Genomic DNA, 12,830 nt, shown 5'->3' with positions numbered 1-12,830 from the left:
CCCAAACGCAAGAGGCCCCGCTGGAGCGGGGCCTCATGACGAGAAGGAAAGGGAAAGGGCAGTCAGGTCAGACGGCGATGCGCTCGGCACCGTGCATGGGCTCCCGCAGCACATAGCCGCGGCCCCAGACCGTCTCGATGTAGTTCTTGCCGGCCGACGCATTCGCCAGCTTCTTGCGCAGCTTGCAGATGAACACGTCGATGATCTTCAGTTCGGGCTCGTCCATGCCGCCGTAGAGATGGTTCAGGAACATCTCCTTGGTGAGGGTGGTGCCCTTGCGGAGCGAGAGCAGCTCCAGCATCTGATATTCCTTGCCGGTGAGGTGGACGCGGTTGCCCTCCACCTCGACGGTCTTGGTGTCCAGATTGACGATGAGGTCGCCGGTCTGGATCACCGACTGGGCATGGCCCTTGGAGCGGCGCACGATCGCGTGGATGCGGGCGACCATCTCGTCCTTGTGGAAGGGCTTGGTGAGGTAATCGTCGGCACCGAAGCCGAAGCCCTTCACCTTGTCTTCCGTATTGGCGAGACCCGAGAGGATGAGGATCGGCGTCTTCACCTTCGCCACGCGAAGGGAGCGCAAGACCTCGAACCCGGACATGTCGGGCAAATTCAGGTCCAAAAGAATGATGTCGTACTCGTAGACCTTACCGAGGTCTACGCCTTCCTCGCCGAGGTTGGTCGTATAGACGTTAAAGCTCTCGGTCTTCAGCATCAATTCGATGCCTCGGGCCGTAGCACTGTCGTCCTCGATGAGCAAGACGCGCATGGCTATCCCTTTCCTCGCAACTAGCCGAAAGGCGGCGGCGCCGACTTTCGTTGCTCGGCCATCGGGGTGATTCGCGTTACGTGTGTAGAATCGTTAACAGAACTCGATTCCTGCCCACAAGAGTCTGCGCAAAAATCTTTGTGCATGAGAGTCAAGACTGACTCCGTTTCAGGCACTTAAGGTTTTTCCACAGGCCCCACGCAAACCGCCCGACCACCCCTCGCCCGAGCCCCTTGATCCGGCGTCCGGCTGAGCGCGCGGCGGCGCATCACCCGAACCGTAGCGTCATCATTAACGAAGGCGGTAAACGATTGGTTGCCGACGGGGCGGTTCGTACGATTTTCCCGCGACGGCGACGCCGAAGGTAAGGAAAGGGCAACCAGCACAGGACATTCTCATCGCCCGGAGGCCCCGGCGCACATGGCAGGCAATATGGGCAGGCAGCATGCGCGATGACCGAAGGGCAGCGTCATAAGTACCGGAGTAGACGCCGATGAAGTCGCGTGACCCCCTGATCCGTGCCAAGCGGTTCCAGATCGACGATGCGCGCCGGCGCCTCGCGCAAATCGATACGATGATCGCCGAGTTCGAGCGCATGGCCCAGGAGCTCGACCGCGACATCGCCGCCGAGGAGTCGCGCTCCGGCATCACCGACCCGCGCCACTTCGCCTATCCGCCGCTGGCGCTCGCCGCGCGCAACCGCCGGGACAATCTGCGGCGCTCCGCTGATGACCTCAAGGTGCAGCAGGACGAGGCCAAGGCCACGCTCGCCGAGGCGGAGGCCGATCTTGCCCTTGTCGAGGCGGCCGGCGAGATGGACCGGTCCGCGCGTGTGGAAAACGCAACCCGCCGCCCGCCGCTGCGGCCCAACGCGCCAGTCCGCTTCTGAGTGCGGTATGGCTTAAGTTTCAAGGGGGTACGCGGGTAGCCGTCGCTGCAGTGCGGGAGACGATTTTTCTCGTCTGCGGGCGGTTCCTGCAACCTTGAGGCTTCCATTCGGGTCTACCGCTCCGGTAGCTTCTGCTCGGCCAAACCCCGAGCACGAGTGTTCCGTGACTCCCCACCGCAAGGTTCATGCCCTCGTCGATGCGGTCGCCGCCGGCGATCTGCGCGCGTTCGAGGAGCTTTACCGGCTGACCAGCCCGAAGCTCTACGGCATCGTGCTGCGTCTGCTGCGCCGGCCGGAGCTCGCCTCGGAAGCCATGCGGCAGGCCTACCGACGGGTGCGCTCGGACGCGCATACCCTTCGGCAGAACGAAGACCCGGTGTGCTGGATGGTCTCCATCGCCCGAGGCTGCGCCCTCGACATGGCCTGGAAGCGGCCGGTAGGCGACGCCTTCGAGCCGTTCGACGCCGCCCAGCGTGGCAACGACCCCATCGCCTCGCCCCACCGCAGCCCGGCGTTAACGCGGCTCCTCACCTGCCTCGGCCGGCTGCCGGAGGAGCGGCGGCGGATGCTGCTGCTCGCCTTCTATGACGGCTGGAGCTACGAGGCGCTCTCGGTCTATTTCGATGCGCCCGCGCCGGCCATCCGCGCCTGGATGGCCCGCAGCATCCATCAGTTGGGCGAGTTCCTGGGGCGGCGATCATGAGTTTCACCCCATGAGCCCCGCCTCGCCCGATCGCCTGCCCGAACGTGTGGCGCCGCCCGATGCCGACCGCATCCTCGCCGCCGAATATGTGCTGGGCACCCTCGACAATGAGGACCGCCGCCGGGTGCGTGCCCGCTGCGCCGCCGAGCCGCAGTTCGCCGCCCTCGTCCGCCTGTGGGAGCGCCGGCTCGCGCCCTTGCATGAACTGGCGGTGCCGGTGATCCCCTCGCCGGATATCTGGCGCGCCATTGCCTCGGATCTGCGGAGCGCCCCGCCGGCGCTGCGCGGGGCCACCCTGCCGCGCGGAATGTCGCCTTCGCCCGATCCGCCCCGCCGGCCGGCCATGCCGGAAGGCAGGCCGCTGCGCTCCGGGACGGGGGCGGGGGAGGGCGCAGTCTCGCGGGTCCGCCGGCTGTTCGGCCTCGGCCGGGGCGCCGAGCCGGGGCGTGTCGAGCCGGCGCGTGGTGCCGAGCGGCCGTCCCGCCGCCGGTCCTTCCCGCCGCTCGAGGCCGGCCCGATGGGGCCGTCCCAATCGATGGACCCGGGCCGGGCGCCTGTCGGGGCAATCCGGGACGCGCGGTCGCCGGGGCTGCTGTCTCCGGAGACGTCCGAGGTGTCGCATCCGGCCTTGCCCCGGCCGGAGAGCGTGCCCATTGCCCCGCGGTTGTCGGAGCCGGTAGCGCCGCTGCAACTGGTGCCGCCTCCGCCGCGCCCCCGCCCGGCGCCCGAGCCGCTGACGCCCCCGCCGGCCTTCATGTTCCTGGAGCCGGATCCGCCGCCGGAGCCGGAGCCCGTCGCCGAGGCGCCTGCGCCCGCCGGGGACGGTGCGCCTGTCGAAACGGCGCCGGTTGCGGAGGGCGTTCCGCTGCCCGCACCGGCGGCTGAGTCGCCTGAAGGAACGCCGCCGGAGGGACCGGCCGAGGCCATTCCAGAGCCGCCCGTGGAGCCGGAGACTGTGGCCTTGGCCTTGTCGGGTGATGTGCCGGATACGGCCGAGCCCGCGCCGGTCGCTCCCGTTTCCCCGCCGCCGGTTGAAACGGAGCCGGCCGCGCTCGAGGCCGCTCCGCCGCCTGATGCGGAAGCGGTGCCTGAGCCTGTCGCGGTGCCCACGTTGCCTGAGCCTATCCCTGCACCCACGGTGCCGGAGGTGATCGAGGCCCCGGAGCAGACGCCGGAAGAGGGGGCAAAGGCGGTCGCTCTGGCTGCTGTGCCCGCAGACGCCGCCGAGGCATCTTCCCCTGAAACCGCGCCCCAGGAGACGCCGGCGAGTGAGCCCCCGTCCGCCGATCCCGCCGCCGGCGAGAAGGCCGAGGAGGCTCCGTTGCCCGGATGGGCGGCTGAGGTCGCCTCAGGCGAGGTTTCGGCGCTGCCGGACGAGCCGAATCCGCCCACGCGTGTCGTCGTGCGTCATGGTCCCTGGCGCGGGATTTCCCTTCTCCTCGCGCTGCTCTGCCTGGGGCTGGGCGGGGTGGCGGCCTATCGCGAGTGGATCTGGCCCGGCGAGGGCTATTGGGTCGCAGTGATGCAGGCGGAGCCACTGCCGGCGGTGTCAGTGCGGATCGATCCCGATAGCGGCGCCGTGCATGTGCGCTCTTTCGCGCCGGCACCGCCGGAGAGCGAGACCTATCGCCTGTGGCTGGTCTCTCCCTCCGCCAGCGCGCGGCTGATCGGCGCCTTCTCGTCAGGCTTGTCCGAACGCATGCCTGAACTCGCGCGGCTCGGCCGGAAGGGGCTTGCGGGCACCGAACTGGTGGTGACGCGTGAGCCGGCCGACCGGCCGGACACCTCGAAGGGGCCCGAGGCCACCGTCGTCTATCGCGGGCGGCTGGTGCCGGAATGAGTGTCTAGCGCGACGGCTCGGCGGCGATCACGCCGTGTCCCGGCATCTCACGTGGCGCGCTGGCGGCTTCGCCGGCCGGAGGCTGGGCTATGACGGTGCGGTTGCGGCCCAGAGCCTTGCCGGAATAGAGCGCGCCGTCGGCGGCAATGATGAGGTCGGCAATCGTGTCCGGCCCGGCGCTTCCCGGAATATAGGTCGCTGCGCCGACGGTGAGCGTGACGCCGATGTCGTGGCCACCGATATCGCGGAGCTGCTCTTCCACCAGCAGCCGCAGGCGCTCGGCGGTGGCGAAGGCGCCCTTCGCTTCCGCCCCCGGCAACAGGATGCAGAATTCCTCGCCCCCATAGCGTCCCGCCACATCGTTGGCGCGGATGCTCTGGGGCACCAGGCTCGCAAAGTGCTTGAGCGCCAGATCGCCCACGTCGTGGCCGAACCGGTCGTTGACCGATTTGAAATGGTCGAGGTCGGCGAGGAGCAGCGAAAAAGGCTGGCGCCGGGCGCGGGCGAAGCGCAGCAACTCCTCGCCCCGCTGGAGGGCGGCGCGGCGGTTGAGCAGGCCGGTGAGGTCGTCGAGGGAGGCGACCTTTTCCAGCACCATGTACAGGCTGCCGAAGGTCCAGCAGATGGCGAGGCCGAGGCCGGCGATGACGACCAGCACCTCCGCCGGGCCGCCATTGCCCGGCAAGGGCAGCAGCCCGAACTGCACGCCGACGCCCCGGATCGTGTAGCCGGCGGCCACCATGATCAGGACGATGGCGGAGGCGACGCGCGAAATGATCGGGCCGCAGCCGGGCGTCTGCAGCAGGGCGCGTCCGGCTGTCGCACTCCAGCCGCCGACGAGAATGGAGCTGATGGTCACGCGGTCGGCCATGTTGTTGCCGCTCCACAGCGACAGGCCGAGAAGACCCGTGCCGAGCAGCGCCACCGTCGCGACGGCGGCCAGCCCCGGCGGGCGTTCATCGAAGACGCGGATGCCGCTGTAGATGAGCCCCATGCCGATGAGGATGCAGCAATTGCCGACCAGCACGCTCGCCGGAAGGCCGATGTCCACGCGCGCGGCAAGGAAAACGCAGCCGGCGGTGAGGAACAGGTTGGCGAGCGACCACACGAACACGCAGGACTGCCGCAACCGCCATCCCGCCAGAAGTTGCAGGCCAGCCAGCAGCAGGCCCACCACGGCCGAGACCGACAGCACAGTCTGGACCTGGAAATCCATGTCTGGGGCCGCTCCGGGGGCGTTGGACCACACGCGAGGAGAAAAATGGGTTGTATGCGCCAATAGCGTGTAGACGACGTGCGCACAAGTCGTTCGTCCTACTATTGTACGGCGTAATTTTGTTTCCGAACTTGGACGGTGTCCCGCGCGCAACCGAGACGGCGCAACAACGCACCCGGGAGGGGCGGGGGACATTGCGTCCCATGGCCGTACTATCGGGCCCATGGGCCTTCGCTATGATGCGCGCGCGGATGGCCGGCGGCGCTGGTTCGTTCGCGAAAAGAGCCAGCGAGGACAATATGGCCGATCCGACCCTTCCCCGCCCCGTCGACCGTGCACTGGACCCGGGCTTCCGCCACGGCCAGTCCACCGAGCCGAATTATTCGGGCGTCGCGTCCTTCTTGCGCCGGCGCTATGCCCGCGACGGCGGGGGCGCCGAGGTGGTGGTATGGGGGGTGCCGCTCGATGTCGCGGTGTCGAACCGGCCCGGCACGCGCTTCGGGCCGCGCGCCATTCGCGCCGCGTCCTCCATCCTCGACGGCGATCCCTTCTATCCCTTCGGCTTCGACCCGTTTGAGGCGCTGGACGTCGCGGATGGCGGGGACTGTGTGTTCGATTATGGTCTGCCCGCTGGCATTCCCGGTGCCATCGCGGCGCAGGCTGCCGCCCATTACGCCCGCGGCAGCCACCTCGTGACCCTCGGCGGCGACCATTTCCTGACCTACCCCATCCTGCGGGCGCTGACGGCGCGCCTCGGGCAGCCGGTGGCGTTGGTGCAGTTCGACGCCCATCAGGACACGTGGGACGACAACGGGGACCGGGTGGACCACGGCACCATGATCACCCGCGCCGTGAAGGACGGCCTGATCAGGGTGGACCGCTCCATTCAGGTGGGCATTCGCACCCATGCGCCCCGCAGCTACGGCATCGAGATCGTGCACGGGAATGTCGCGGGCGAGATGGGGCCTGCGGCCCTCGCGCGGCAGATCTGCGAGCGGGTTGGGGATGCGCCGGTCTATCTCAGCTTCGACATCGACGCCCTCGATCCCGCGTTCGCGCCGGGCACCGGAACGCCGGTCTGCGGCGGGCTCTCCACGCGGGAGGTGATCGCCTGCCTCAGGCGTCTGGGCGCCCTCGACCTCAAGGGGTTTGATGTGGTGGAGGTGTCGCCCCCCTATGACCATGCGGAGATCACGGCACTGGCCGGGGCGACGCTCGCCTCGCTGTATCTGTGCCTCCTGGCGGAGCGCAAGGAGGGCGGACGCTCGCCCGGGCTCTAAACCGAAAGGCGCACGGAGGATGGCTATACCTTTTGGCGGACGGGCAGGATAAGGGAAGGCAAGCTCACCGGACGCCATTGCCAGCTTCAGGAAGGGGAGAGATGGGAAAGCGGTCCGCCGTCTCGGCCTATGTCCTGCCCGCTTCGGGCATCCTGCTGGCGCTGACCTTCTTCCTGTGGCCGAGCCTTTCGCCTGCGGCATCGGGCTTCCTGCCCGGAGTGCTGGCCTTCGGCTCGATCGCGCTGCTGTGCGGCTCGGCCTTCTCTGCCGTCGGCCATGCGGACGTGGTGGAGGCGCGGCTCGGCCAGCCCTGGGGCACTCTGGTTCTCACGCTCTCGGTGACCGTCATCGAGGTCTCTGTGATGGCCTCCCTGATGCTCAACGGCGAGAACAACCCGACGCTCGCCCGCGAATCGGTGCTCTCCGTGCTGATGATCGTGAATGCGGGCATCGTCGGGCTGTGCCTTCTGCTCGGCAGCATCCGCCATCGCGAGCAGACCATTCAGCAGCAGGGCATCTCGGGTTATCTCTCGGCGACGATCGCCCTCGGCGTGATGCTGCTGATCCTGCCCAGCGAGACGCGAGCTGGAGCCTCGGGCATCTTCTCGCCGTTCCAGCTCGTCTACATGTCGGCGATCGCGCTCGCGCTCTATGCCGCCTTTCTCTACATGCAGACGGTCCGCTACCGCGAACATTTCAACGCGCAGCCGGAGGGGCATGCGGAAGCCCCCCCAGAGCTGGGGGCCTTCATTCTCGCCATCGTCATGCTTCTGGCGAGCCTTGGAGCGGTGGTCGCGCTTTCGGGCTGGGTGGCGATGTCGTTCGAGGACTTCATCTCCCAGTTCGCCCTGCGCGACCCGGATGCCGTGATCGGCGCGCTCGTCGCGACCCTCATCCTCCTGCCGGAGGGCATGAGCGCGGTGCGCGCCGCCGCGCGCAATCACCTGCAGCACTCCCTCAACATCGCCCTCGGCTCGGCGCTCGCCACGGTGTCGCTGACCATCCCGGCCATGGCATTCATCAGCGTCATGATCGGACGGCCCATGGTGCTCGGCCTCGACAACGAGGACCGCACCATGCTGCTGCTCACCTTCGTCCTCGCCGTGCTCTCTTTCGGCACCGGAAAGACCAATGCGCTCAATGGGGTGATCCACCTCATCGTGTTCTGCGTTTATGTGATGCTGCTGTTCGCGCCCTAAAGCGCCGGTGGGTCGTTGTGCGGCGGTGGACATCGGGCGGGGCGAGTGGCATGTTCCGCGCGACTTGAACGAGGCGCGGGCCGTGAAGAATTTTCTGCTCTACATCTTCACCTGGTGGAACAAGCAGACCGTCGGCACCATGTGGTGGACGAAGCGCTTCGGCGAGCTCGTGGGCGAGGACGAGTTCGGCAATCGCTACTATCGCACCAAGGGCGGCAAGATCGACCCGACGCTGGGTTTCGAGCGCCGCTGGGTCATCTATCCCGGCTACGCCGAGGCCTCGACGATTCCTCCGGGCTGGTGGGGCTGGATTCATCACCGCGTGGACACGCCGCCGGTGGATGAGACCTACACCGCCCGCTCGTGGCAGAAGCCGCACCGCCGCAACATGACCGGCACGCCCGGCGCCTACCGTCCCAAGGGCTCGGTGCTGGCCGGTGGGCTGCGTCCCCGCGTCACCGGCGACTACAAGGCCTGGACGCCCGGCGAGTAGGCCGCAGCCTCGGCGCATCGGCGTCGCGCGGTACTTCTGCACGGTCTCCTTCTGCAGCGGCTCCTCCGGGCACCGCCTTGCCGCCGCCTGATTCAGGCGGTCAGAAGGGGAGAAGGGCCGGCCCGCTTCCGGCGTCGCCGCCTTCATTCCACGGGTTCACAGACTGATGCGCTTCCTCTGCTCCGTTTCGCTGCTGGCCGCCGGCCTGATTGCCGCCGCGATGCCTCAGGCGCAGGCGCAGAGCCGCGGCACCATCGAGCAGACGCCGCTGCCGCCGCCCGGAACCATTCCCAACCAGCGTCCGCTGCCTCAGGTGCCCAACAGCGTTCCGGTGATCGCGGCCCCGCCTGCGGCTCCCGCGCAGCGCCCGGCGGCCCCGGCCGCCATTCAGCGCGGACCAGCCCCCCCGCCGCCTCCGGCTGCTGCCCAGCAGGCCCCCGCGGGCACGCAGCCCGCGCCTCCCGGGGATGAGGGCGACATGGTGGTGGTGCAGCCGCCGACTCAGAAGATCGCCAACGCCTATGCGGTCTATGCCGGCCTCGACAAGATCACCGGGCGCATCACCTCATTCGATATCGCCATCGGCGAGACCGCCCAGTTCGGCGCGCTGCAGGTGACGCCCCGCGTCTGCTACACGCGCCCCGCGACCGAGACGCAGAACACCACCTCATTCACCGAAGTCAATGAAGTGACCCTGCAGGGGCAGGCCAAGCGCATCTTCACCGGCTGGATGTTCGCGGCGAGCCCGGGCCTGCACGCGGTGGAGCACCCGATCTATGACGTCTGGCTGATCGGCTGCAAGGCAGCCTCGCCGGTCACGGCCCGGGGCCAGCAGTAGAAATCGCCCTCCACCTCGAGGGCGTTTTCCAGCAGCTTGTGATAGTGCCGCCGCGACACCTCAAGTGCCCCGAAGGTCTTGAGGTGGCTGGTGACGAACTGCGTATCGAGCAGCCGGAAGCCGCCGGCGATCAACCGCCCCACCAGATGCACCAGCGCCACCTTGGAGGCGTCTCGCTCGCGGTGAAACATGCTCTCGCCGAAGAATGCGCCGCCCAGCCGCACACCATAGAGCCCGCCCACGAGTTTCCCATCGCGCCAGGCTTCCACGGTGTGACAGCGGCCGCGGGCGAACAGTTCGCCATAGAGGCGGCGGATGGGATCGTTGATCCAGGTCTTGTCGCGGCCTTCCTGCGGCTCGGCGCAGCCGTCGATCACCGCCTCGAAATCGCTGTCCACGCGGACCTCGAACTTGTCCGCGCGGACCGTGCGGGCGAGGCGGGAGGAGACGTGGAAGGCGTCGAGGGGGATGATGCCGCGGCGTTCGGGCTCGATCCAGTAGAGGCCGGGATCGTCGGCGCTCTCGGCCATCGGGAAGATGCCGCAGGCATAGGCCTTCAGCAGCACATCGGGCGTGATCTCGACGATCTGGTCGTTCGGCCGGCTCATGACGGGCCATCCTACCAGCAAATCGAGCGCCCGTGTGGCGCGGCGGCGTGACGGTGCAGTCTCGGGCCACCGCGACCCATTGACACGCGCCGCGCTCTCAACGGGTCGCCGACCTCAGCCCCGCTTGAGGAAATCGCCGATGCGCCGAACCGCTTCCGCCATGTCCGGGCCCGACCCGGCATAGGAGAAGCGCAGGAACTGGCGGCCGTGGAAGGGGTCGAAATCCACCCCCGGCGTTGCCGCCACATGGGCGGCATCGAGCAGGCTGCGGGCGAAGGCGGCCGAATCGTCGGTGAAGTCGGAGACGTCGGCATAGAGGTAGAAGGCGCCGTCGGCCGGCAGGAATCGGCCGAGACCGGCCGCGGGCAGCCCTTCGGTGAGGATGCGGCGGTTCTCCACGTAGGTTGCCTTCACCTGATCCATCTCGGCGCGGCCTTCGAAGGCAGCGTCGGCGGCGATCTGCGACAGGGTGGGCACCGAAATCGAGAAATTCTGCTGAAGCCGCTCCATGGTGCGCGAGACGCCGGGCGGCACCACCATCCAGCCGACGCGCCAGCCGGTCATGCAGAAGTATTTGGAGAAGGAATTGATGACGGTGACGTCCTCGCCGATCTCCACCGCGCTCACGGCCGGGAAGGCGTAGTCGAGGCCGTGATAAATCTCGTCGGACACGAAGGCGAGGCCGAGATCACGGGCGCAGGCATGAAGCGCCGTCAGGGCGGCCCGGTCCATCATGGTGCCGGTGGGATTGGCGGGGCTCGCCACCAGAACACCCTTGAGCGGCGCGGCGCGGTGCGCCTCCAGGAGCCGCTCGGGGGTCAAAGCGTGGCGGTCTTCCGCGCGGGTCTCGATCAGCACCGGCTCGCAGCCGAGGGCGGAGAGGACGTGGCGGTAGGGCGGATAGCCCGGCGCGGCAATGGCCACGCGATCGCCCGGCTCGAACAGCGCAAGGAAAGCGAGGACGAAGCCGCCCGACGACCCGTTGGTGACGACGACCCGCTCCGGATCGACGCAGACGCCGTGCTGCTCTTGGTAGTGGCGGGCGATGCGCGCCCGAAGGGCGGGGATGCCGAGGGCCGCGGTATAGCCCACCTGTCCGGCCGCAAGCGCCGCCGTCGCCGCCTGCCGGGCCACCAGCGGGGCAGGGGCTGCCGGCTGGCCCACCTCCAGATGGATCACATGCCCGCCCTGCGCCTCGATCCGGGCGGCGTGCTCCATCACGTCCATGACGATGAAGGGCTCGACCGCGCTGCGCCGGGAGAGGAGGGGAAGAACCTGCCGCATTGCCGAAATTCCGTTGCGTTCCTGCGGGTGCAAGCCGCGCCGATGCTCGCGCTGCCGTGCTGCCGCCTTATTCTGCCTGTCCCTGAGGCGGGTTCGCCCCAACGTGAAGGCCAGCGGATTGACCTCGGCATCTGCCGAAGCCAGTGTCCGGCAGTCTCGTAACCTGTGCCTCGGAGCGAGCCAAGGCGGATATCGGCGTAGTCCCTGCGTGAATGGCGGCTTGCGTGGTGGTTGACGGAATGGAACGAGCCCAAGCGGATCAGCGGATCGGATGGGGGGATCGTGCCGGTGGCGCGCTTCGCGCAGCCGGGCGCGTGCTCTGCCTTGCTGCGGCGACGTCCCTGCCGCTCCAGACGGCATGGATCGGTGCCGCACAGGCTCAGGAAACGGTGCCCCAGAAGGGGCCGCAGACCATTCAGGACACCGAGATCGAGGCTCTGCTCAAGGATTACACCCGCCCCATCCTGAAGGCGGCGGGGCTTGCCCAGCAGAATGTCGAGGTGGTGCTCATCTCAAGCCGCGCCTTCAATGCGTTCGTGGCGGATGGCCGGCGCATTTTCGTGAATACAGGTGCTCTCGTCGATTCGGTGACGCCCAACCAGATCATCGGCGTGCTCGCCCATGAGACCGGCCATATCGCCGGCGGCCATCTCGCGCGGATGCGCGAGCAGATCGCTGGCGCCCAGACCATGGCGATCGTCGCCATGCTTCTGGCGGCGGGCGGTGTCGCGGCCGGCGCGGCGAGCGGCATGAATGGCCGCGACGTAGGCAATGTGGGCGCAGCTGCGGTGTCGGCGCCGCAGGAAATGATCCGGCGCTCGCTCTTGTCCTACCAGCGCGGCGAGGAATCGGCCGCCGACCGATCGGCGGTGAAGTATCTCAATGCCACCGGCCAGTCGGCCAAGGGCATGCTGGAGACGTTCGAGCGCTTCCAGAACGACCAGCTTTTCATCAGCCAGCGGGTCGATCCCTACGTGCTGAGCCACCCCATGGCGCGTGAGCGCATCGGCGCGCTGGAGCAGCTCGCCAAGTCCAGCCCCTATTACGAGGTCAAGGACCCGCCGGCCCTGCAGGCACGCCATGACATGATGCGGGCAAAGCTCATCGGCTTCATGGAGCGGCCCGAGGCGGTGGCGCGGCGTTATCCTCCTTCCGATACCTCCATGGCGGCGCAGTATGCGCGAGCCATCTCGGCCTACCGTTTCGGCAACATCGATTCGTCCATTCGCCAGATCGATGCCCTGATCGCCAAGGAGCCCTCGAATCCCTACTTCCAGGAGCTGAAGGGGCAGGCGCTGCTGGAGGCCGGGCGAGCGGGCGAGGCGATCGCTCCGCTGCGCAAGGCGGTGCAGATGACCAACGGCGCGCCGCTCATCCGGGCGATGCTGGGGCAGGCGCTGGTGCAGTCGGGCAATCAGGCCAATACCCAGGAAGCGATCCGCGAACTGATCCAGGCGACCCAGCGCGATCCCAATTCCCCGTCCGCATGGCGCTCCCTCGCGCTCGCCTATGGACGTTCCGGCGATACCGCCAATGCGGACCTTGCCTCGGCGCAGTCCTATTTCGCCTCCGGCGACTTCAAGCTCGGGCGTGAGCTTGCCGCCCGCGCCCGCATGAAGTTTCCGCAGGGCTCGCCCGGCTGGCTCAAGGCTGACGACCTCGTGAATTTCAAACCACCCGCATCGGCCGCCAACCAGCGCTGATGCTCAAA

Annotated in this window: 12 protein-coding genes; 8 read left to right on the top strand and 4 right to left on the bottom strand. The window is 68.2% G+C overall.

The window, feature by feature from the left end; translation table 11 throughout:
* Positions 1-67 precede the first annotated feature (67 nt).
* Complete coding sequence (gene ctrA / locus FHT36_RS04310; RefSeq protein ID WP_024279602.1) at positions 68-769, bottom strand: response regulator transcription factor CtrA; 702 nt, start codon at positions 767-769, stop codon at positions 68-70.
* A 493-nt stretch (positions 770-1,262) separates the two neighbouring features.
* On the opposite strand from ctrA, the gene FHT36_RS04305 reads away from it, so the two are divergent.
* The 3 genes from FHT36_RS04305 to FHT36_RS04295 all read left to right on the top strand — a co-directional run bounded on the left by FHT36_RS04305 (position 1,263) and on the right by FHT36_RS04295 (position 4,201).
* A complete protein-coding gene (locus tag FHT36_RS04305) occupies positions 1,263-1,658 on the top strand; it encodes a flagellar export protein FliJ (RefSeq protein ID WP_169121239.1) in 396 nt (131 codons plus the stop codon).
* Between the two features lie 163 nt (positions 1,659-1,821).
* Positions 1,822-2,361: a sigma factor-like helix-turn-helix DNA-binding protein gene (locus tag FHT36_RS24810; RefSeq protein WP_169121238.1), complete on the top strand. Its 540-nt coding sequence runs from the start codon at positions 1,822-1,824 to the stop codon at positions 2,359-2,361.
* Between the two features lie 10 nt (positions 2,362-2,371).
* Entirely contained in the window at positions 2,372-4,201 is a 1,830-nt protein-coding gene (locus FHT36_RS04295) for a hypothetical protein (protein WP_169121237.1), read from the top strand.
* Between the two features lie 4 nt (positions 4,202-4,205).
* Here FHT36_RS04295 and FHT36_RS04290 read toward each other — a convergent pair whose 3' ends face one another.
* Positions 4,206-5,417, bottom strand: a complete 1,212-nt coding sequence (locus tag FHT36_RS04290) for a GGDEF domain-containing protein (protein ID WP_169121236.1) — start codon at positions 5,415-5,417, stop codon at positions 4,206-4,208.
* A 299-nt stretch (positions 5,418-5,716) separates the two neighbouring features.
* On the opposite strand from FHT36_RS04290, the gene speB reads away from it, so the two are divergent.
* The 4 genes from speB (at position 5,717) to FHT36_RS04270 (ending at position 9,227) form a co-directional block, all read left to right on the top strand.
* Positions 5,717-6,697 (top strand): agmatinase, encoded by a 981-nt coding sequence (gene speB, locus FHT36_RS04285; RefSeq protein WP_169121235.1) that lies wholly within the window; start codon positions 5,717-5,719, stop codon positions 6,695-6,697.
* Between the two features lie 101 nt (positions 6,698-6,798).
* Positions 6,799-7,896 carry a calcium:proton antiporter gene (locus tag FHT36_RS04280; RefSeq protein WP_169121234.1) on the top strand — a complete coding sequence of 366 codons (1,098 nt, stop codon included), beginning with the start codon at positions 6,799-6,801 and terminating at the stop codon, positions 7,894-7,896.
* 82 nt (positions 7,897-7,978) lie between these two features.
* Positions 7,979-8,389 carry an NADH:ubiquinone oxidoreductase subunit NDUFA12 gene (locus FHT36_RS04275; RefSeq protein ID WP_169121233.1) on the top strand — a complete coding sequence of 137 codons (411 nt, stop codon included), beginning with the start codon at positions 7,979-7,981 and terminating at the stop codon, positions 8,387-8,389.
* A gap of 166 nt (positions 8,390-8,555) precedes the next feature.
* Positions 8,556-9,227 (top strand): DUF2155 domain-containing protein, encoded by a 672-nt coding sequence (locus FHT36_RS04270; protein WP_169121232.1) that lies wholly within the window; start codon positions 8,556-8,558, stop codon positions 9,225-9,227.
* Here FHT36_RS04270 and aat read toward each other — a convergent pair.
* The gene (aat, locus tag FHT36_RS04265; RefSeq protein WP_169121231.1) at positions 9,164-9,835 is read right to left on the bottom strand and encodes a leucyl/phenylalanyl-tRNA--protein transferase; all 672 of its coding nucleotides are present in this window, start codon (positions 9,833-9,835) and stop codon (positions 9,164-9,166) included. The genes FHT36_RS04270 and aat overlap by 64 nt on opposite strands.
* Positions 9,836-9,949: 114 nt before the next feature.
* Positions 9,950-11,119 carry a pyridoxal phosphate-dependent aminotransferase gene (locus tag FHT36_RS04260; protein WP_169121230.1) on the bottom strand — a complete coding sequence of 390 codons (1,170 nt, stop codon included), beginning with the start codon at positions 11,117-11,119 and terminating at the stop codon, positions 9,950-9,952.
* Between the two features lie 239 nt (positions 11,120-11,358).
* Here FHT36_RS04260 and FHT36_RS04255 point away from each other — a divergent pair, with 239 nt between their 5' ends.
* Positions 11,359-12,822: a M48 family metalloprotease gene (locus FHT36_RS04255; protein WP_169121229.1), complete on the top strand. Its 1,464-nt coding sequence runs from the start codon at positions 11,359-11,361 to the stop codon at positions 12,820-12,822.
* Positions 12,823-12,830 lie beyond the last annotated feature (8 nt).

Source organism: Xanthobacter sp. SG618 (assembly GCF_012932745.1).
GTDB classification, from domain to species: Bacteria; Pseudomonadota; Alphaproteobacteria; order Rhizobiales; family Xanthobacteraceae; genus Xanthobacter; species Xanthobacter flavus.
The sequence above is the reverse complement of the archived record's forward strand: the minus strand, read 5'-3'. Positions and strand labels throughout refer to the sequence as shown.

Coding starts and splice junctions, on each gene's coding strand:
- ctrA (WP_024279602.1), bottom strand. CDS start 769: ATGCGCGTCTTGCTCATCGAGGACGACAGTGCTACGGCCCGAGGCATC.
- FHT36_RS04305 (WP_169121239.1), top strand. CDS start 1,263: ATGAAGTCGCGTGACCCCCTGATCCGTGCCAAGCGGTTCCAGATCGAC.
- FHT36_RS04295 (WP_169121237.1), top strand. CDS start 2,372: ATGAGCCCCGCCTCGCCCGATCGCCTGCCCGAACGTGTGGCGCCGCCC.
- FHT36_RS04290 (WP_169121236.1), bottom strand. CDS start 5,417: ATGGATTTCCAGGTCCAGACTGTGCTGTCGGTCTCGGCCGTGGTGGGC.
- speB (WP_169121235.1), top strand. CDS start 5,717: ATGGCCGATCCGACCCTTCCCCGCCCCGTCGACCGTGCACTGGACCCG.
- FHT36_RS04280 (WP_169121234.1), top strand. CDS start 6,799: ATGGGAAAGCGGTCCGCCGTCTCGGCCTATGTCCTGCCCGCTTCGGGC.
- FHT36_RS04270 (WP_169121232.1), top strand. CDS start 8,556: ATGCGCTTCCTCTGCTCCGTTTCGCTGCTGGCCGCCGGCCTGATTGCC.
- aat (WP_169121231.1), bottom strand. CDS start 9,835: ATGAGCCGGCCGAACGACCAGATCGTCGAGATCACGCCCGATGTGCTG.
- FHT36_RS04260 (WP_169121230.1), bottom strand. CDS start 11,119: ATGCGGCAGGTTCTTCCCCTCCTCTCCCGGCGCAGCGCGGTCGAGCCC.
- FHT36_RS04255 (WP_169121229.1), top strand. CDS start 11,359: ATGGAACGAGCCCAAGCGGATCAGCGGATCGGATGGGGGGATCGTGCC.